This window comes from Brevibacterium sediminis (assembly GCF_024895295.1).
Taxonomy (GTDB): domain Bacteria; phylum Actinomycetota; class Actinomycetes; order Actinomycetales; family Brevibacteriaceae; genus Brevibacterium; species Brevibacterium sediminis.
Window position 1 is genome coordinate 62,895 of sequence record NZ_JAHQRN010000002.1, and the last position, 19,222, is coordinate 82,116.

The following is a 19,222-nucleotide window of genomic DNA, read 5'->3' on the forward strand; positions in this document are numbered from 1 at the left end:
TCACTTTGACTGTTAGGTGGATCACATGAGCACTCTCAGCTCGGACCCGGCCAAAGGCGGCCTGGGTTCCCCGATCGGCAATGCCGCCGATCGGGCCTCCACGGACGTCGGGCAGGCACCCTCGGCCACGGCCTCACTCGATGCCCGCCGCATCGGAATCCCCGCGCTCGTCTTCATGATCATCGCCGCCTCGGCGCCGTTGACCGTCGTTGCGGGCGGAGTCCCCAGCAATTTCGCTGTCACCGGCCTGGTGGGGATTCCGCTGTCATTCGTCGTCCTCGGGATCATTCTCATCCTCTTCGCCATCGGCTATGCGGCGATGAGCCGCCACGTCCACAACGCCGGGGCCTTCTTCGCCTACATCTCGAAAGGTCTGGGCAAGCCCGCCGGGATGGGAGCGGCGATGACCGCGCTCGTCGCCTATAACGCCATGCAGATCGGCATCGCCGGAATGTTCGGCTTCGTCTTCTCCTCGTTCCTCGACACCCTCTTCGGCATCTCCTGGTCCTGGTGGGTCTGCGCCCTCATCGCCTGGGTCATCGTCGGCATCATGGGAGTGCTGCGCGTCGACTTCTCCGCGAAGGTGCTCGGCATCATCGTCGGCGCGGAGTTCCTCGTCGTCATCGTCTTCGACATCATCGGACTCGCGCACAGCCCCGAAGGCATCACCGGCGACGGGCTCGCGTTCGACCAGCTGTTCGCCCCCGGAGTCGGCGCGGCCCTGGCATTCTCGATCGCGGCTTTCATGGGCTTCGAATCCGGGGCCATCTACAACGAGGAGGTCAAAGATCCTCGTCGCACGGCAGGCCGGGCCACCGTCATCGCCGTGAGCATCATCGCGGTGTTCTACGCGTTCTCAGCTTGGGCGATGGTCGTCGGCGAAGGGGCCTCGAAGGTCATCGGCCGGTCCCAGGAATTCGGGCCCGACCTCATGTTCGTCTTCCTCGGCGAACACGCCCCGGTGTGGTTCGTCGACCTCGGCAACCTGCTGTTCCTCACCTCGCTGCTGGCCGCGCTCGTGGCTTTCCACAACATCGTCGCCCGCTACGTCTTCGCCCTCGGTCGAGACCGGGTTCTGCCATCGTCGCTGGCCAGGACCTCGCGGCGCACCGGTGCTCCCGTGGCCGGCTCCCTCACCCAGTCGGGACTGGCGCTTGTCATCATCCTCGTCTTCGCCGTGGTCGGCTCCGGCAGCGATGACCCGCTGTTCCCTGTCGTCACGCTCTTCACCTGGCTGACGAACATGGGGGCCTTCGGACTCGTCCTGCTCATGGCGCTGACTGCGCTCGCCGTCGTCGGATTCCTGCGCACGAAGTCGGGGGAGTATTCGCTGTGGACCCGCGCGATCGCCCCGGGCCTGTCAGCCATCGGACTCCTCGTCCTCTTCGTCGCCATCGTCATCAACTTCAACGTTCTCATCGGCGCAGAGGGCACCACGGTCCTGTCCTGGCTGCTGCCGGCCATCGTTCTCGTCCCCGGGCTCATCGGCACGATCTGGGCCATCGTCCTCCGCTCGTCGTCACCGAATCTCTATGCAGGAATCGGTTCGGGTGGTTCCCTGGGATGACGTAGGCGTCCCGACCGCCTGAAACAGCCGTACACACCGCCAGAAAATGACCACACCAACCGCCGCCGACCACCCGGTCGCCGATCAAAGGAGCACCATGACCGCCGAGGCAACCGCCACCGAAATGACCACCACCGCTGGAATTCTCGCCGCCATCGTCGACCCCTCCGGACGCGAGATCCACGACCCCGCCACCGGTGAGGTCGTCGGCCGCACCCACGAAGGCACACCGGCAGAGATCGACGCTGCGGTGACAGCAGCGCGCCGGGCTCAGCCTGCTTGGGCAGCGCGCAGTTCCCAGGAGCGCAGCGACCTGCTCAACCGAGCAGCCGACGCCATCGAAGCCTCCGCCGAGGCGCTGGCTGAGCTGCTCTCACGCGAACAGGGCAAACCCCTCAACGGACCCAACGCCCGCTTCGAAGTCGGTGCCTGCGCGGCCTGGCTGCGTGCGAACGCGTCCTTCGAACTCGAACCCGAGGTCCTCGTCGACGACGGCGAAACGCATGCTGAACTCCATTACAAGCCCGTCGGCGTCGTCGGTGCGGTCGGTCCCTGGAATTGGCCGATGATGATCTCCGTCTGGCAGTTCGCGCCGTCTCTGAAGATGGGAAACACCGTCGTCCTCAAACCCTCGGAGTACACGCCGCTGTCCGTGCAGGCGCTTGTGGCTGTGGTCAACCAGGTGCTGCCGGCCGATGTGCTCTCCGTCGTTCCCGGTGATGGTTCTGTGGGCGCTGCATTGACCAGCCACGAGGATGTCGACAAGATCATGTTCACCGGGTCGACGAAGACCGGACAGGCGATCATGCGCACCGCCGCGGACAACCTCGCCCGCATCACCCTCGAGCTCGGCGGCAACGACGCAGGCATCATCCTCGAAGACGCCGATCCGGCCCAGATCGCGGGAGACCTGTTTTGGGGCGCGTTCATCAATACTGGACAGACGTGTGCTGCGATGAAGCGGCTCTATGTCCCCGAATCGCTCTACGATCAGGTCTGCCAGGCCCTCGTCGAGGTGGCCGGACAGTCTCCGATGGGTGTGGGGCTGGAAGAGGAGAATGTGCTGGGGCCGTTGCAGAACAAGCAGCAGTACGACATCGTCGCTCGCCTTGTCGACGCAGCCAAGGACGGGGGAGCGCGCGTGCTCATGGGCGGCGATCCCGTCGCCGATCAGCCCGGCTACTTCTACCCGACGACCCTCGTCGCCGACATCGACAACGACAACCCGCTGGTGGCCGAGGAGCAGTTCGGGCCGGTCCTGCCGATCATCAAGTACACCGACCTCGACCAGGCCGTCGAATGGGCCAACGAGCTCGAAGTCGGCCTCGGATCCTCGGTGTGGGGCACAGATCTCGACGCCTGCCGACAGGTCGCGGACCGTCTCGAGGCGGGAACCACGTGGATCAACAAGCACGGCGCGGTCGACCCCCGCGTGCCGTTCGGTGGGGTGAAGAAGTCCGGCTTCGGTCTCGAATTCGGTCTCGAGGGCCTCAAGCACGTGAGCATCCCCCAAGTCATCTCCTGGTAATTGCTACCTGACGGCGGCCCAGCAACCTCGCGCGAGGTTGCTGGGCCGCCGTCAGGTAGCACGGAGGGTTTCTCCAGCCCTGGAAACTTAGCCGATCACTGCCCCGCGGAGGACGAGCGGCTCGAAGACCGGGGCGGCCTTGGCGAGGTGGCAAGGGTCGATTCCGACGATTCGGCGTCCCGAGTGTTCGAATGCGGCATGTCGGCGATTGAGGTCGAGTCTGATCTGCGGCCGGATCCAAGATTCGGCCGACCACCGACTGCGGTTCCAATCGAAGGCACTCGAATGGCCGTGTATCTGATTGAACGGCAGCTGGGCCTCGAGGCGCGGCCAGGACGGGTAGACCTCTGTCCCGGCGGCCGCCCATACCGGGCCGGCATTGTCGTCATCGACGCCGAGGAGCATCGTCCCGGGATGCCAGAGCGCCCCGTCGTCGGCGGCCTCCTTCAGCGCCTCCACCGTCGCCCCGGCACTGTCCGGGGCGCCGACCCCCTGGCGCCAGAAGCTGGCGGTCAATCCAGCGTGAGTGATCAGCCACTCCTCACCTGAGTTGTCGGTGACTGCCGCTGCCGCCCGGAGGCGACCATCCGCCCACCAATCCCGCAGCTGCGTCTGGGAGGTCTCGTCGATGGTTTCATTCCAACCGAAGACTGGACGGTCGACGTAGAGCTGTTCGTGATTGCCTACGATCTGAGTCCACACGCCACGTTCCAGAAGACCGGCGACGAGGGAGACGACTTCGGCGGATGCCGGACCACGATGGACCAGGTCGCCGACCTGGACGACGTGAAGGTCATCCGGCCAGTCGATATCGGTGCCGAACCGTACTCCGAGCTCCCCGAGGAGGTGGACGAGCGGCGCGAAGTGTCCGCCGACATCTCCGATCACTGCAATGCGAGTGCGGCTATTCATGCGCCCAATCCATCTGTGAAGCAGGGGAGTCGTGACGCTGCGCTATTGTGTCGCGGTCGCGTAGTGCGTGGATCCCGTCGGGCCCATCGGCGGAGTGGCGGATGCCCGGGGCGACGTAGACGCTGACCGACCATGGCGAGTCGGCTTCGAAGTCGCCGAGGTGCCAGTCGCTGTAACGCTGCGTGAGACTCAGCGATGTGGCTGCTGCACAGTCGTCCAGATCGGCGGGGCCGCCTCGGCGGTGGGTCGTTGTCCCCACGACGAGTCGGCCACCGGGAGCCAAGAGCCCGGCTATGACAGAGATGGTATGCGCAAGCTCGGATTCGGAGAGGAAGGCCGGTACATTGCCCGACATGAGCACGATGTCGAAACGGGTCGGCAATCGGCGATCCGCCAACGTCTCCGAAGTCAGTTCGGTCGCCGACAGCTCGTGGAACCACGAAACTTCATGGAGTTCCCTCGCCACCTGCAGGACCTCGGGTGCCGGGTCGATTCCGAAGGTTTCGTGACCAGCTGTGCGCAGCGCCGCGACCGCGTTGCCGATCCCGCACCCGATGTCGAGCACGGTCGCCCGCCGAGGCGCGAGCATGTCGACGAAACGGGCATCGACGGCCAAGTCGGTCCCGTTCGATGACATCCGCCGCATCTTCGCTGCATAGTCCGATAGATTGCTCGGATCAGTCATGATCTCAGTCTCTCACTGCTGGCCTACCCTCCCGTACTACCTGACGGCGGCCCAGCAACCTCGCGCGAGGTTGCTGGGCCGCCGTCAGGTAGTAAGAGGAGCGCGCGGGGGCCGCGACTGGTCACCCCTGAGTCAGACGCCACCCCTGCGCTGAGGCTCGTTTGTCCCAGAACTCACGGTAGCGACCGCCGCCGGCGAAGAGCTGCTCATGAGTGCCCTCCTCAGCGATACCGCCTTCCCCGTCGAGGACGACGATGTGATCGGCCCGCTGTACGGTCTCGAGCTTGTGAGCGATGACGAGCACAGTCGAAGACCTCCGCAGCTCGTCGACGCTGCGCATCACATTCGCCTCGTTCTCCCCATCCAACGCACTGGTGGCCTCGTCGAAGAGAACGATCGGTGCCTTCTTCAGCAGAGCCCTGGCGATCGACACCCGCTGACGTTCGCCGCCGGATAGAGACCGTCCGCCCTCACCGACGACCGTCTGCCATCCGTGTGGCAGCACCTCGGCGATCTGGGTGACCCCGGCGAGCTCGGCCGCGGCGTACACCTCGGCGTCGGTGGCATCAGGGTCGCTCATCGCGACGTTCGACCACAGCGAATCGTTGAACAGGTACACGTCCTGGAAGACCATCGTCAGCTGCGCCATCAGCTGTGAGGTCGGCATGTCCCTGATGTCGGTGCCGCCGACGCGCACCGTCCCGGAATCGACATCCCAGAACCGGGCGATGAGCGCCGCCGCCGTCGACTTCCCCGACCCCGAGGCACCGACCACAGCCGTCATCGTGCCCGCAGCGATGCGCATGCTGAAGTCCTCGAGCACGCGGGACTCGGGCACATAGCCGAATGAGACCCGGTCGAACTCGACCTCGCCCGGTTTCGGCAGGGGGCTCGCGGTCTCGATCTCCGGCAGGGTCTCCGCGGTCAGGATCTCTCTGGCCTGCCGCAGCGGAATGCGTCCCATCTCGATGCCGACAACGGAGTTCGACAGATTCTGCAAGGTGATCGCGAACCGCAGCATCACCCCGATGAACGCAACCGTGACCAGTGGGGCCAGCGCCCCAGCGAGGGCGAGCAGGCCGGAGACGACGATACCGGAGGTGATGAGCAGCTGCACCGCGACCGCCCCCAGTGCCAGCGCAGCGCTGCTGATCCACAGGCTGTTGTGCTGATTGCGAGTATCTTCGGCCGCGGCGTCATCGAGAGGGGCGAACCCGTGGGAACGCCCCGCAGCGCGCAGAGCCGGCTGACACGTCGCGAACTCGACGATGCGGGAGGAGACCTCATCGGCAGAGGAATGGGTGCGAGCGTCGATGGTCTTCTTGATCCGCTGGCTGAGCCACAGCAGCAGAACCGTGAGTGGGGCGAGGACAGTGAGGATCAGCCCGAGCCGCCAGTCGAAGACCCACAGCCCGGCGATGACGGTCAGCAGGGTCGCGAATCCGGAGACCAGCGCCGGCAGCAGATGAGCGATGCCTTCACCTGCCGTCATGAACTGGTGGGACACGAGGCTCGAGATCCTGCCGGTGCGTCGCCGGTCGAACCATCCCAGGGGCAGCTTGGCCAGAGCGTCGCCGATCGCGTGATGCGCGAACCGGATGAAATCCACCGCAGCCAGGTAGCCGACGCGAGCTTCCGCGTAGCGGACGGCGAAGGCGATTGCCGCGAGCACACCGAGGCTGATCAGCCATCCGGTGGTGCCCATGCCCCACGCCGTGTCTCCAGTGCCCAAAGTTCGTGCGAGGGGGAGGAAGGCGAGCAGGGCGAGGCCCTCGAAGCAGCCGGTGACGGTGTGGAGGACCAACGCCGCGCTCAGGCTGCGATTGCCCGAGTCCGACATCAGTTCCCGGTAGGAGCGGATGAGTGGGGTCTTCACCGGGGAATCGGCGGCGGGTGAGTCAGTCATCGTTTCCCTGTCCTTCCGTGATGGTGGCAATGGATTCGCCGAGGCGGCCCGGCCTCCCGATGTCCCGATCGTCCATGATCCGGTGCAGCTGCTCTTCGTCCGGGGACTCGAAGACAGTATCAATGCGCCCCGAGCGCATGAGCACCACACGATCGGATCCGATGACCGATTCGCTGCGATGAGCGATGACGAGCACTGTGCGTCCCCGCACCAACTGCGACAGGGCGCGCTGGATCTCGTCTTCCGAATCGGGGTCGGTGGCGGCGGTGGCTTCATCGAGGACAAGGATCGGAGCATCGGCGAGGATCGCTCGGGCGATCGCGATCCGCTGCTCCTGTCCTCCGGAGAGGCGGACCCCTTCACCCCAGATCGTGTCGAGGCTGTCCGGCAGATCGCGGATCTCCTCAGCGATGAAGGCTCTCTCCGCGGCCGCCCAGACCGCGTCGTCGTCGGCTGCCGGGCGAGCCAGCCGAATGTTCTCCCTCAGGCTCAGGCGCAGCAGCTGCGGGTTCTGCAGCACGAAGGCCACCTGTGAGTAGAGTTCGGCGGTGCCGAATGTGCGTACGTCCCGGCCCCCGATGAGCACTCGCCCGGTGTCGGGATCCATGAACCTGGCGGCGAGCACCGCGAGCGTCGACTTCCCCGATCCGGAGGGACCGATGAGCGCGGTGACCGAACCTTTCGGCACTTCGAGACTGACCCGATCGAGGGCATTGACCGTACCCGTATAGGAATAGCTGACGTCGTCGAAGGCGATCGCCGGTACGTCATCGACAGCCGCGACCGGGGCCGTGCCCGGCAGCGCTCCGGGATCGGTGTCGAGGATGTCGGTGGCGAGGAGATCGCCGAGGCGCTTGGCCGAGCTGCCGGCGATCTGGTAGGCCCACATGGTCCGCCCGATGATCTGGATCGTGTTGGGAAGGACGAGGGCGATGAGGGTGGTGACGATGACATCGGCGGGGGTCACCTCGGTGGCAGAGACGAGGGCGGATCCGACGCAGATATTGAGGACGATGAGCACAGGCACGCTGACCAGGGCCTCGCCGATCGCGGAGGCCCGCAGCATCGGTCCGACCCAGCCGGTGTAGAAGGCGGAGAAGGCATTTGAGGCTTCCGTGTACCGGGCGTGTGCCCGCCCGGTGCGGCCGAACGCCTTGATCACCGCGATGCCGTCGGCGAACTCGACGGCCGTGGACGAGACGTCGGAGAGTCGGGAGTCCATCTCCGCGGTCTTCTCCCCCATGCCGCGCATCGTGACCATCTGAACGATCAGATACACCGGCACCGAGGCGAAGGCGAGGAGTCCGAGACGCCAGTCGACGACGAATGCGTAGACGAGGAGCGCAAGCGGGGTGACGATCGCCATCGCCGATTCGACAGGGGCGTGGGCGACGAGCTGGTGGAGGGTCTTCGTATCGTCCTGCACCGCCTTGCGGATCCGCCCCGAGGAGGTCGAGGAGAACCAGGAGAGGCGGATGCCGGCGATGCGGTTGACGATGCGGGCCCGCAGAACTCGTGTGAGCTCGACATCGGCGAAATGCGTGACGAGCAGGGCCGTGAACGTCAGCAGCATCTGCAGGCCGGCCCCGCCGAGGACGAAGCCGATCGCGGAATGGACGGTGCCTTCGTCCGGGGCGGTGCCGGCTAGGGCGGCGCGAACCAGCACATCGCCGAGGTGGACGAGCGCGATATAGGGCGCTAGGGAGGCCACCCCGGCGGCCCCGCCGAGGATCCGCCCCAGCCACAATCGTCCGCGCACGGGCTTGAGCATCTGGGAGAGCATCTCGTTCTCCTGCGCGCGTTTCGTCTTCGGGTCGAGGACCTCGCTCGCCTTTTCGAGGGCAGCCATGGTCATCCTTCCTGCAGTGGGGTGAGTGAGAAGACGGAGTCGGCCGCTTCGGCGATGAGCTCGTCGTCGTGGGTGATGACGATGACGACGGCTCCCTGGTCGGCCAGGGCGCGCATCTGCGCGGCGATGCCGATCAGGTGGCTGAAGCCCAACCCCGAGGTGGGTTCGTCGAAGACGAAGATGGGTGAGTGCGTCGCGGCGGTGGCAGCGATGGCGACCCGCTGTCGCTGCCCACCCGACAGCGACTGCGGGTGTCTGTCCTCAAGGCCGGTCAGGCCGGTGGCGTCGAGCAGTGTCGGCAGGTCGAGGGCTTCACGTTCGGCCACCGTCAGACCCATCGTCACATCGGCTCTCACGGTCTCTCCGAAGAGCTGGCGACCGACGTCCTGCATGACCATCGAGGCGGCCCGGTTGCGTGCACGCGGTCCCAGGGTCTTCCCGCCGAGGCGGATCGTTCCGGAATCCTGCTTGGCCAGTCCGCAGATGAGCCGGGCGAGGGTGGTCTTGCCCGCTCCGTTGGGTCCGGTCAAGGCCGTGATCCTGCCGCGCGGGAACACCATGTGCGGGATGTCTGTGACGGGGGTGCTGCCGTAGGAGAAGCGGAGGTCCTCGATCGCCAGTCCGCTGTTCGAGGTCGTGTCGACCATCGGCTGAGATTGCGGTACATGCGCCGATTGCAGCCGACGCAGACCTCGTTCGCGCCGCTGCTGATCGGTCTGAGCGAAGAAGTCCTCTGCAGACATATCTTCTGCAACCCGGCCATCGGCGAGCAGCACTGCCCGGTCGATGACGCCGTCGAGGTAGGCCAGTCGGTGTTCGGCGATGACGAGGGTGTGGCCGGCCTGCTTGAGTCCGTGCATCACCGCGACGAGGATGTCGACCGAGGCCGGGGACAGGTTGGCGCTGGGCTCGTCGAAGAGGATGACTCCGGGGCGCTGAGCCAGTGCCGCTGTGCAGGCGACGAGCTGGAGCTGTCCGCCGGAGAGCGAATCGAGACGTCGGTTGAGGAGTCCGCCGATCCCGGTCACCGCGACGGCGGAGCGGATCCGGTCGAGTATCTCGTCTCGCGCCAGTGCTTGGTTCTCGAGCCCGAACGCCAACTCCCCGGCCACCTCGGTGGTGAAGAACTGGGTGCGGGGGTTCTGGAAGACGGTGGCCGCGACCTCGACGACCCGGTGGACGTCGAGGGTCGTCATCTCCTGTCCGCTGACGGTGACCGTCCCCGAGGTGGTCCCGGCGTGCAGCTGTGGGGCGAGCCCACCGAGCAGGCGAAGCAGGGTCGTCTTCCCGCTGCCGGATGGACCGCACAGCACCACCGCTGACCCCGGCGCAATGTCGAGGTCGATATCGGAGATATCGGCCGCCTTTGTGGTGGACTCTGTGACGGCCAGCTGCGCGAGCGCGGACTGGGCACCGTAGGTGAACCCGGCACCGTCGATCGTGATCTCTCCGGCCCTCATCCTGCTCGTCCTCCGGTGGTCAGGGCGAGAGTGAGGAGGCCGACGCCGGCGAGTCCGAGGAGGAGGTCGGCGACGGAGAAGCGGAGGTCGTAGACGCTGCTGGGACGTTCGGGACGACCGAGCCCGCGGACGAGCGCTGCGGCAGTGAGTTCGTCACCGGAGCGGATGACCGAGGTCAGCAGCGGAATGATGAGCAGTTCGCCGGTGCGGATCGGGTGGGCGAGGAACGACAGCGGGTCCGGGTGGAGGCCGCGCAGGGTCATGGCGTCGCGCACGGCGGCGGCTTCGCGCAGGATCGTGGGGAACATGCGGAAGATCACGGTGACGGGAACCACGATGAAGCGAGGGCAGCGGGCTCGGCGCAGTGCGGCGACGAGGACCGTGGGCCGGATCGCGATGAGGGCGTAGACGGCGAAGGCGACGGTCGCGGTGAAGCGCATCGTCCAGTGTCCGATGACACCGGCGAAGACGAACACAGGATTGGGCCAGATGCCTGCGGCAAGGGCGATGCCGGTGCCGATCGCCGCGACCGTCAGCGCAGTGAGCGCGTAACGGGGGCGGACCGTGGCCAGGCAGACCACGGCGAGCAGCACCGCGGCGTAGGCGAGGATCTGCGAGGTCGAGGCGAGCACGGTGGCATTGATGATGAGGAGGACGATGATGATCGTGCGCGGATCGGGCACCTTCGCCGAGGAGCGGAAAGTCGAGTCGAGGTCGACCCGAGAGGGTGACTCGGTTCCGACGATCGACGGGACCGCGGCAGTGCTCCCGGACCCGGCGGTGTGCTCAGGCAAGACCGGCCCTCTCGAAGTGCTTACGGGTGACCCGCACGCCGAGGAGTCCGCCGGTCAGCCCGAGGCCGAAGCTGATGACCGTCCACGCGGGCAGCACCCAGGCCTGCATGAGGGAGGCGAACGCGTCGGCGTAGTCCTGACCCATCTGCTCGGCCGTGGACGCGAAGTAGGCCTGTGAGTCGAAAGCGATCGGCAGCAGCGGAACGACGGTGGTCATGGCGAGGACAGCGTAGGCCCAGGGGATGCGCCGCGGTAGGCGCGCAGGGTCGCCGCGGGTGACGACGAGGTCGGCGAGGAAACCGGCGATGAGTCCCGCAGGAACGACCAGCCACGTCTGGCCGGAGAAGACGAGGAGCACGCCGTTGATGCCACCGAGGAGGGTCAGCGCACCGAGCTTCGGGGTGCGGACGACGAAGAGGGCGACGACGATTCCGTCGAGGATGATGCCGATTCCGAAGCCGACGAACATCGCCAACGGACCGAGGAAACCGACCATCGCGAAGATGAAGACGATGGCGAAGTAGAGCGCCGTGAAGATTCCGACGCTGATTAGGTCGCGAGCAGTGAGATTCAATTGTGTCCTTGAGTCAAGATAATAGCTGAGGCTAACCTAACATTCATTTGAATCGACGACTACTGCAGTGATGCGCATAAGTTGATACGTCACAATTACTACCTGACGGGGGCCCAGCAACCTCGCGCCAGGTTGCTAGGCCCCCGTCAGGTAGTAATAGGGGAGGGGAAGAGCTCGCGTACGATGTCGAGCACCCTCGCCAGCGCCTCGGACGGGTTGTTCCGGCGCCAGCCGAGGGCGAGCGTGAACGAATCCCCGCCCTCGTCGAGGCGGACATAGCGCACTCCGTCGATGCGGATGTGATCCGAGGACTCGACGACGACGGCCATGCCGACCTGCGCGCCGACGAGCGCCAGAAGACTGTAAGGATCCGGTGCCTCCTGGACGACCTGCGGAAGGAAACCGGCGTCGTCGGCCAGCCGCATCATCACCTCTCTGACCTGCGATCCGTGCGACGGGGCATAGGAGATGAACGGCTGACCGGCGAGCTCACCCATGCTCACCGACTCACGCTCGGCCAGCTCATGCCCCGAGGGCATGGCGATCATGACGCTCTCCTGTCGGATGACGTGGACCTCGACACCGGCCGGTACCGGCGGGCTGATGATCGCGAGATCCGTCTCCCCGTCGCGCAGCGCGATCGCGGCTTCGCCGCAGTACATCTGCGGCTGCAGGTCGAGGCTGATGCCCGGGTGCCGTTCGCCGACCTCGCGGGCCAGTCTGGAGAGGATGGAGTAGCCGCTCGTGCCGCCGAATCCGATGCGCACCCGGCCCGCCAGGCCCTGTTGAGCGGCCCGGGCGATGCGCCGGGCGCCGTCCACCTGAGTCCCGATCGCCGCAGCTGGTTCGAGCAGCGCCTCACCCGCCGGCGTCAGTCGGACCCGCCGGGTCGTCCGCTCGAACAGATCGACGTCGAGGTCGCGTTCGAGCGCGCGGATCATCTGGCTGAGCGCGGGCTGCGCGATGTGCAGACGTTCCGCAGCTCGCCCGAAATGCAGCTCCTCGGCGACGGCGAGAAACGCAGTGACCTGCCTGAACTCCATGTCATGCCCCCACTGACCGGATTGATAAGAATATACGCTTAATCGCCTCGATATTACCTCTTGGACTCTGAGTAATTCCGATGGCACTGTTGAAAGCGAACTCGAACCCCAAGGAGACCTCCATGACTGCCGCCACCACCGACCCCTCCGACCTGCTCGACCTCGCCGGACTCCTCACCGACGACGAGCTGGCGCTGCGCGAAAAGGTCCGCAGCTTCGTCGACGAGCGGATCCGCCCGAACATCGCCGAATGGTACGAAGGCGCGATCTTTCCGACCGAGATCGTGCGTGAGATGGGCGAGCTCGGCCTCCTCGGCATGCATCTGCAGGGGTACGGCTGCCCGGGGCGTTCCGCCGTCGAATACGGTCTCGCCGCCCTCGAGCTCGAAGCCGGCGACTCCGGGCTGCGGACCTTCGTCTCCGTCCAGGGATCGCTGGCGATGTCGGCCATCCACAAGTTCGGCTCCGAGGAGCAGAAGAACCGTTACCTGCCCGGAATGGCCGCCGGAGAGATCATCGGCTGCTTCGGACTGACCGAACCCACCGCCGGATCCGACCCCGCCTCGATGGCCACCACCGCTACCCAGGGCGCCGACGGATCCTGGACGCTCAACGGTGCCAAACGTTGGATCGGTCTGGCCTCGATCGCCGATATCGCCGTCATCTGGGCAGCCACCGACGACGGCATCCGCGGCTTCCTCGTGCCCACCGACACCCCCGGATTCACCGCCACACCGATCACGCAGAAGCTGTCGATGCGGGCCTCCATCCAGTGCGATATCGACCTTGCGGACGTGAAATTGCCCGCCGAGGCGGTCCTGCCCGAGGTCACGGGACTGAAGGGGCCGTTCTCCTGCCTCAATGAGGCCCGGTACGGAATCATGTGGGGCGCCATGGGGGCCGCCCGCGACTCCTTCGAGGTCGCCCTCGACTACGCACAGAACCGCCTCCAGTTCGACAAGCCGCTCACCGCTTACCAGATCACTCAGGAGAAGCTGGTGAACATGGCCCTCGAGATCCAGAAGGGCACCCTCCTGGCCATCCAGACAGGACGGCTCAAGGACGCCGGGACCCTCGATCCCGTGCAGATCTCCGTCGGCAAGCTGAACAACTGCCGCGAAGCCATCGCCATCTGCCGGGAGGCCCGGACGATGCTCGGCGGCAACGGCATCACCCTCGAATACTCACCGCTGCGGCACGCGAACAACCTCGAATCCGTGCGCACCTACGAAGGCACCGACGAGGTCCACACCCTCATCCTCGGTCGCCACATCACCGGCCAGCAGGCCTTCCGCTGATCTGCACCCCGCCGACCCACACCTCGGCGGGGGTGCGCAGACCCTCCAGATCAGCCAGCGGATCGGTCCCGAGGACCAGCAGATCCGCACGACCGCCTTCGACGATCCGCCCCCGGTCACTCAGCCCGAGCGCATCGGCTGCGCCCGAGGTGGCCGACCGGATCGCCTCGGCGGCAGTCATCCCGGCGTCGATCAGGTAGCCGAGCTCACCGTGCAGCGACGCCCCGTGGGGCACGGGCGCGAACGGCGTCTCGTTCGCATCGGTGCCCGCAATGATCCGCGCCCCCGCTGCATGCAGGGCGCGCACATTCGACAGGGCGAGAGCGAACGCGGAATCGGCATGCTCGCCGAGGCGGGCGTCGGCAATCGCACGCATCATCACCAAGGTGGGGGAGACGATGGTGCCCGTCTCGACGATCCGAGAGATCGTCGCCTCGCTCAGCCGTGCCCCGAAAGGGACATGCGTGAGCACATCGACACCGGCCTCGAGGCCGCGATCGAACGCCCCCGGAGTGACCGCATGGGCGACGGTGAGCAGCCCCGGTCGTGGGCGCCGTCGACGAGCGCCCGCAGCGTCGGAATATCGAGGGCGGGCACCTCGGTGGCGTCCGGATCCTCGATGATGATCTTGATGAGATCTGCTCCGCCGGCCTCCCGCCAGTCGAGGAACCGCTCGGCATCGTCGGGCCCCGTGACACCGGATCCGACGGGGAATCCCATCAGCTCGATCTGTGAGCTCCCCGGCGCCGAGGCGGCCGATCCGGCGCTGACGATCCCCGGGATTCCGCGGTCGGACCGGAAATCGTCGACAAGCGAGTCCGGATGCGTCCCGAGATCGACGAGCGTCGTCAGCCCCGTGCGAAGAGCACCGACGAGCGGCTCCCGTGATTTCAGGTGCACATGGGTGTCGATGAGTCCCGGCAGAACGAAGCCGTTCGACTCCGCAGACGGGGCCTCGGCAGGGCGGATTGTCGTGATCGTGTCGGCGAAGTCGATGTCGACGGCATCGCCGATGGCCGCGGTGTCGACATCGATGATGTGCACATTGCGCAGAGTCATCATGGACCCACCCTAGTCACCACAGGCATCTGCAATCTTCACAGTTCCGGGAAGCAGACCCCGGTCAGCTCTTCGGACACCGCCCACAGTCGGCGGGCCGCCTCGGTGTCGGTGGACTTCGCCGAACGGGATGCGAACCCCGGCTTGCCGCGGATCTCGAACGCCCCGGTCGGGCCGATGTAGCTGCCACCTGGCAGATCGGCGACGGCGGCGCAGAGGATCGGCCGTGCCCCGTTCTGCTCGCTCTGAGCGACCACTCGGGTGAACGCACGGCTGACTCGCGCGTCCAAAGAGTTGTCGTCGCTGGAGCCGAAGAGGTTCGTCGCCGCCATCCCCGGATGGGCGGCCGTCGCGATCACCGAGGATGACTGTTCGGACAGCCGGCGCTGGAGTTCAGAGGTGAAGAGCAGGTTAGCCAGCTTCGACTGACCATAGGCGGCCATCGGCCGATACGATCGGCCGGTCCACTGGAGGTCGTCGAACTCGATCGTGCCGAACCGGTGGGCGATGGAGGCGACGGTGACGATGCGCTCGCGCACCTGCGGGAGCAGCAGGTTCGTCAGGGCGAAATGGCCGAGGTGGTTCGTCCCGAACTGCGATTCGAATCCGTCGACGGTCCAGTACAGGGGCGGGATCATGATCCCCGCATTGTTGATGAGGAGATCGACCGGATCGGTGAAGTCCGCAGCGAAGTCGCGCACCGAGGACAGATCGGCGAGGTCGAGGTCGCGCACCTCCGTGCTGCCGGGCATCGTCTTCGCGGCGGCTTCACCCTTCGCGCGGTTGCGGACGGCCAAGATGACGTGGGCACCGCGGCCCGCGAGAACCCGGGCAGTCACCCGGCCGAGTCCGCTGTTCGCGCCGGTGATGAGGACCGTGCGCCCTGTGAGATCTGGAATGCCGAAGTCGATCGGAGAAGTCATGAAGCCATCCTAGATTTCCGCCCTGGCAGTCAGCTGTCCACCCGAGCCGCCACCGCACCACCGAATTTGTTAGGGTAGCCTTCGTGCCGAAGACCCCTGAAACCGGTGCGCAGATTCTGCGCCGAGCCGCCCGTCGGCGCATCCGTCCCCTGCTCGGCGGATCGGCGGCACTGTCGATCTGGCAGGTCTGCGAAGCGCTCGTGCCGGTGGCGATCGGCATCATCGTTGACCGGGCGATCATCCCGCTGTCGATCCCGGCCCTCATCATCTTCATCATCGGACTCGGCCTCCTCTTCACCGTACTCAGCCTCGGCTACCGTTTCGGTGCACGTCTGTGCAACTCCGCCCGCGAGCACGAAGCCCACGCCCTGCGTGCCGAGATCACACACGCGGCGCTGACCGCCCCGAGCCTTCCAGCCGACCGCACCTCGGGCGAGGTTCTGTCCATCGCGTCCGCCGATGCCGACACCGCGGCCACCGCATTTCAACAGGCCGGACGCGGGATCGCCTCGGTGCTGGGCATGATCACCGCCGCGGTCTTCCTCCTCATCGCCGACCCCGTGACCGGACTCGTCGTCCTCATCGCCGTGCCCATCGGCCTGATCGTCGTCGCCCTGCCCGGCCGGTCCGTCTCCGCGCGCGCGACCGCGCAACTCGAAGCCGTCGCCTCCGCCGGACGCTCGGCGTCTGACCTCATGCACGGACTGCGCGTGATCAAGGCGATGGGAGGCGAGCCGTGGGCGGTCCGTCGCTACCGCGCCACCTCCGATGCGGCCGCCGAAGCCGGCGTCGCCACAGGTGAGAAAACCGGACGCCTGGCCGGGCTCGGGGCACTCGTCATGTCCGCGGTGCTGGCGATCGTCCTCATCGTCGCGGGCCTGCGCCTCATCGACGGCCAGATGAGCGTCGGCGCGCTGATCGGCATCCTCGGCATGACCGCCTTCCTCACCGAGCCCATGCGCGCACTCGCCGATATCGTCGGCCTCTTCGCCCAATCCCACGGCGCCGCCGAACGGATCGCCCGCCTGCTGACCAGCATCGATGCTGAAGCTGGCACCGGCGATGCGACAGACACCAGCGCCGAGGCGGCCCCCACCACCCGTGATGCCGCCGATATCCGCCCGAGCGTGACCACCACCGAATCCGGAATCACCATCACCGGATGGCCGACGACCGCCGAGTCCCGGGCACTCACCACCGCCGGGGGAGCGCTGACCTGCATCGTCTCCGACGACGCCGAGGACGCAGCCATGCTGCTGGCTAAGCTGACCTCCCACGCCAGGAGCCTCGGCCCCGCCCGGATGCTCGTCGCACCCCACGACGTCGATCTGTTCGAAGGCACCATCGGATCGAACATCACGATGGTCGTCGCCGACGACAGTACAGACACCGACGACGATCCGGACGCTGCCGGTCACCCACCGATCTCGGCCGAGGTGCTCGCCGCCTCGGGAGTCGACGAGCTGCTCGACCTCGTCGATGGGGGACTCGGCTACCGAATCCAGGAACTCGGCGGGAACCTCTCCGGCGGCCAGCGGCAGCGCGTCGCCCTGGCTCGAGCCCTGAACGCCGACCCGCAGATCCTCGTCCTCGCCGAACCCACCACCGCTGTCGACGCGGTCACCGAAGCGAAGATCGCCCACGGGCTCAGCCGACTGCGCCGCAGGAGAGGAGACCAGGCCACGATCATTCTCACCTCATCCCCGGCCTTCCTCGCCGCCGCCGACACCGTCGTCTATCGCCCCACGTCGGGCCCGCTGCTCATCGGCCGCCATGCCGATCTCCTCGAGACGGACACTGACAGTGCCGAGGCCTACAGAGACACGGTGACCCGATGACGCCGCAGACAACCCTGACGATCGCCTCGCGGCGTCGCTCCTTCGCCCACCTGGCCCCGCTGCTGCGGCGCCGCGCCGGCTGGATCGTCCTCCTCGTCGTCGCGGGACTGGCCAATGCCGGGGCAGGCCTCGTCGGGCCGTGGGCGATCGGCCGTCTCGTCGACGAACTCCCCGCCGGAGCAGACCCCGAACTCGTGTGGGTCTGCGCCATCGCCGTCGCGATCGCCGGCATCGTCATGGCCGCCGGCACATGGATCGGCGCCTGGGCGCTCGCCCGCATCGCGATGCCCGTCGTCGCCGAACTGCGCACCGAAGTCGTCGACTCAGCCCTGACACTCGAGTCCCAGCGGATCGAACGCACCGGCACCGGCGACCTCGTCTCCCGCGTCGCCGACGACTCCCGCAAGATCGGCGAGGCCGCCGGCCAAGTGCTGCCGCTCGTCGTCGAATCACTCCTCGTGGTCGTGGTCTCTGCCTTCGGCCTGGCCGCCATCGATTGGCGTCTCGGCCTCACCGGGCTCGTCGCCGTGCCGATGTACTGGCTCACCCTGCGCTGGTATCTGCCCAGATCAGAACCCATCTACAAAGAAGAACGCGCCGCTTTCGGCAGGCGCGCCGGCCGCCTGCTCGGCGGCCTCACAGGCAGCGCGACCCTGCGCGCCTATCGCGCAGAGGCCGGGGAGATGCGACGCATCGACTCCGCCTCCGCGCATGCCCGCGACCTGTCGATCGACGTCTTCCGATTCGTCACCCGCGCCTTCGGCCGCAACAACCGCGCCGAGGCAGTCGTGCTCTCTCTGCTGCTGGCCGCCGGCTTCGTCCTCGTCTGGTTCGGGGAGTCCACCGCCGGCGCCGTGACCACGGCGGCTCTGGTCTTCCACCGCCTCTTCAACCCCATCGGCGCCCTCGTCGGACTCTTCGACCAGGTCCAATCGGCCGGCGCCTCCCTGACCCGGATGGTCGGAGTCATCGACGAAGCCAGAACCGTGCCGAAGCGCTCGGCCCAGGCCGCACCCGCCGCCCCGTGGCTCGTGCTCGAGGACCTGTGGTTCACCTACGACACCGACCCGGATACGGACAATCACGTGCTGCGCGGGGTGAACCTGAGCATCGCGCCGGGTGAGCGCATCGCGGTCGTCGGCACCACCGGTGCCGGGAAGACGACGCTGGCGAAGATCGCCGCGGGACTGTCCGCACCCGGTCACGGACGGGCACGGCTGACGGACGGCGGTTCCGCCTCGGCGAACGGGGTGGACGTGGGATCGATGGACGAATCCGCGCTGCGCCGGCATATCGCCATGGTCGCGCAGGAGGTGCACACCTTCTCCGGCAGCCTGCGCGACAACATCACCCTGCCGCGTCCGGACGCAAGCGACGACGAGGTGCGCAATGCCGTGGACATGGTCGGCGCCGGGTGGGCGACATCCCTGCCGAACGGCCTCGACACGCAGATCGGGGAGGGTGGGGTCCGCCTGTCCGCGGTCCAAGAGCAGACGATCGCGCTCGCCCGCCTCGTCCTCGCCGACCCGGACTTCGCGATCCTCGACGAAGCCACCGCCGAGGCGGGATCGGCCGGAGCCCATGTCCTCGAATCCTCCGCCGAGGCGGCCCTTTCCGGCCGTGGTGCGCTCATCGTCGCCCACCGGCTCAGCCAAGCGGAGAAAGCCGACCGGGTCCTCGTCATGGAGCACGGACAGGTCGTCGAGGAAGGCACCCACGCCGAACTCGTCGGTGCGGGCGGCCGCTACGCCGAGCTGTGGGAGGCGTGGTCGGGCTGAGGCCGTCG

At 66.9% G+C, this 19,222-nt stretch carries 16 protein-coding genes; 5 read left to right on the top strand and 11 right to left on the bottom strand.

Annotation, left to right across the window (positions count from 1 at the left end):
• Positions 1–175 precede the first annotated feature (175 nt).
• Together KTJ89_RS04655 and KTJ89_RS04660 are read left to right on the top strand one after the other, a co-directional pair.
• On the top strand, positions 176–1,567 hold the full coding sequence (locus tag KTJ89_RS04655) for an APC family permease (RefSeq protein WP_259357219.1): 1,392 nt from the start codon (positions 176–178) through the stop codon (positions 1,565–1,567).
• A 124-nt stretch (positions 1,568–1,691) separates the two neighbouring features.
• Entirely contained in the window at positions 1,692–3,095 is a 1,404-nt protein-coding gene (locus KTJ89_RS04660; protein WP_259357220.1) for an aldehyde dehydrogenase family protein, read from the top strand.
• An 87-nt stretch (positions 3,096–3,182) separates the two neighbouring features.
• Here KTJ89_RS04660 and KTJ89_RS04665 read toward each other — a convergent pair whose 3' ends face one another.
• The 8 genes from KTJ89_RS04665 to KTJ89_RS04700 all read right to left on the bottom strand — a co-directional run bounded on the left by KTJ89_RS04665 (position 3,183) and on the right by KTJ89_RS04700 (position 12,318).
• On the bottom strand, positions 3,183–4,007 hold the full coding sequence (locus KTJ89_RS04665) for a metallophosphoesterase (protein WP_259356918.1): 825 nt from the start codon (positions 4,005–4,007) through the stop codon (positions 3,183–3,185).
• Complete coding sequence (locus KTJ89_RS04670) at positions 4,000–4,692, bottom strand: class I SAM-dependent methyltransferase (RefSeq protein ID WP_259356919.1); 693 nt, start codon at positions 4,690–4,692, stop codon at positions 4,000–4,002. The genes KTJ89_RS04665 and KTJ89_RS04670 overlap by 8 nt, the downstream gene beginning before the upstream one ends.
• 121 nt (positions 4,693–4,813) lie before the next feature.
• Positions 4,814–6,598: an ABC transporter ATP-binding protein gene (locus KTJ89_RS04675; protein ID WP_259356920.1), complete on the bottom strand. Its 1,785-nt coding sequence runs from the start codon at positions 6,596–6,598 to the stop codon at positions 4,814–4,816.
• Positions 6,591–8,447, bottom strand: a complete 1,857-nt coding sequence (locus KTJ89_RS04680) for an ABC transporter ATP-binding protein (RefSeq protein WP_259356921.1) — start codon at positions 8,445–8,447, stop codon at positions 6,591–6,593. Before KTJ89_RS04680 ends, KTJ89_RS04675 begins: the two co-directional genes overlap by 8 nt.
• Positions 8,448–8,449: 2 nt before the next feature.
• Positions 8,450–9,907 (bottom strand): ABC transporter ATP-binding protein, encoded by a 1,458-nt coding sequence (locus KTJ89_RS04685; protein ID WP_259356922.1) that lies wholly within the window; start codon positions 9,905–9,907, stop codon positions 8,450–8,452.
• A complete protein-coding gene (locus tag KTJ89_RS04690; protein WP_259356923.1) occupies positions 9,904–10,701 on the bottom strand; it encodes an energy-coupling factor transporter transmembrane component T in 798 nt (265 codons plus the stop codon). Before KTJ89_RS04690 ends, KTJ89_RS04685 begins: the two co-directional genes overlap by 4 nt.
• Positions 10,694–11,275, bottom strand: coding sequence for an MptD family putative ECF transporter S component (locus KTJ89_RS04695; protein WP_259356924.1), 582 nt, complete (start codon positions 11,273–11,275; stop codon positions 10,694–10,696). Before KTJ89_RS04695 ends, KTJ89_RS04690 begins: the two co-directional genes overlap by 8 nt.
• A gap of 146 nt (positions 11,276–11,421) precedes the next feature.
• On the bottom strand, positions 11,422–12,318 hold the full coding sequence (locus KTJ89_RS04700; RefSeq protein WP_259356925.1) for a LysR family transcriptional regulator: 897 nt from the start codon (positions 12,316–12,318) through the stop codon (positions 11,422–11,424).
• A 122-nt stretch (positions 12,319–12,440) separates the two neighbouring features.
• Between KTJ89_RS04700 and KTJ89_RS04705 the strand changes: the two genes are divergently transcribed.
• The gene (locus KTJ89_RS04705) at positions 12,441–13,616 is read left to right on the top strand and encodes an acyl-CoA dehydrogenase family protein (protein ID WP_259356926.1); all 1,176 of its coding nucleotides are present in this window, start codon (positions 12,441–12,443) and stop codon (positions 13,614–13,616) included.
• On the opposite strand, the gene KTJ89_RS04710 is transcribed toward KTJ89_RS04705, so the two are convergent.
• Genes KTJ89_RS04710 through KTJ89_RS04720 form a run of 3 tightly spaced genes read right to left on the bottom strand, consistent with a single transcriptional unit; the run spans position 13,591 to position 15,598 of the window.
• Entirely contained in the window at positions 13,591–14,088 is a 498-nt protein-coding gene (locus tag KTJ89_RS04710) for an amidohydrolase family protein (protein WP_259356927.1), read from the bottom strand. The genes KTJ89_RS04705 and KTJ89_RS04710 overlap by 26 nt on opposite strands.
• Positions 14,055–14,678, bottom strand: coding sequence for an amidohydrolase family protein (locus tag KTJ89_RS04715; protein WP_259356928.1), 624 nt, complete (start codon positions 14,676–14,678; stop codon positions 14,055–14,057). The genes KTJ89_RS04710 and KTJ89_RS04715 overlap by 34 nt, the downstream gene beginning before the upstream one ends.
• 35 nt (positions 14,679–14,713) lie before the next feature.
• Entirely contained in the window at positions 14,714–15,598 is an 885-nt protein-coding gene (locus KTJ89_RS04720) for an oxidoreductase (protein ID WP_259356929.1), read from the bottom strand.
• A gap of 83 nt (positions 15,599–15,681) precedes the next feature.
• Between KTJ89_RS04720 and KTJ89_RS04725 the strand changes: the two genes are divergently transcribed.
• Together KTJ89_RS04725 and KTJ89_RS04730 are read left to right on the top strand one after the other, a co-directional pair.
• A complete protein-coding gene (locus KTJ89_RS04725) occupies positions 15,682–17,436 on the top strand; it encodes an ABC transporter transmembrane domain-containing protein (protein ID WP_259356930.1) in 1,755 nt (584 codons plus the stop codon).
• On the top strand, positions 17,433–19,214 hold the full coding sequence (locus tag KTJ89_RS04730) for an ABC transporter ATP-binding protein (protein ID WP_259356931.1): 1,782 nt from the start codon (positions 17,433–17,435) through the stop codon (positions 19,212–19,214). Before KTJ89_RS04725 ends, KTJ89_RS04730 begins: the two co-directional genes overlap by 4 nt.
• Positions 19,215–19,222 lie beyond the last annotated feature (8 nt).

Coding starts and splice junctions, on each gene's coding strand:
- KTJ89_RS04660 (WP_259357220.1), top strand. CDS start 1,692: ATGACCACCACCGCTGGAATTCTCGCCGCCATCGTCGACCCCTCCGGA.
- KTJ89_RS04720 (WP_259356929.1), bottom strand. CDS start 15,598: ATGACTTCTCCGATCGACTTCGGCATTCCAGATCTCACAGGGCGCACG.
- KTJ89_RS04655 (WP_259357219.1), top strand. CDS start 176: ATGATCATCGCCGCCTCGGCGCCGTTGACCGTCGTTGCGGGCGGAGTC.
- KTJ89_RS04670 (WP_259356919.1), bottom strand. CDS start 4,692: ATGACTGATCCGAGCAATCTATCGGACTATGCAGCGAAGATGCGGCGG.
- KTJ89_RS04700 (WP_259356925.1), bottom strand. CDS start 12,318: ATGGAGTTCAGGCAGGTCACTGCGTTTCTCGCCGTCGCCGAGGAGCTG.
- KTJ89_RS04705 (WP_259356926.1), top strand. CDS start 12,441: ATGACTGCCGCCACCACCGACCCCTCCGACCTGCTCGACCTCGCCGGA.
- KTJ89_RS04675 (WP_259356920.1), bottom strand. CDS start 6,598: ATGACTGACTCACCCGCCGCCGATTCCCCGGTGAAGACCCCACTCATC.
- KTJ89_RS04680 (WP_259356921.1), bottom strand. CDS start 8,447: ATGGCTGCCCTCGAAAAGGCGAGCGAGGTCCTCGACCCGAAGACGAAA.
- KTJ89_RS04730 (WP_259356931.1), top strand. CDS start 17,433: ATGACGCCGCAGACAACCCTGACGATCGCCTCGCGGCGTCGCTCCTTC.
- KTJ89_RS04665 (WP_259356918.1), bottom strand. CDS start 4,007: ATGAATAGCCGCACTCGCATTGCAGTGATCGGAGATGTCGGCGGACAC.
- KTJ89_RS04685 (WP_259356922.1), bottom strand. CDS start 9,907: ATGAGGGCCGGAGAGATCACGATCGACGGTGCCGGGTTCACCTACGGT.
- KTJ89_RS04715 (WP_259356928.1), bottom strand. CDS start 14,678: ATGATGACTCTGCGCAATGTGCACATCATCGATGTCGACACCGCGGCC.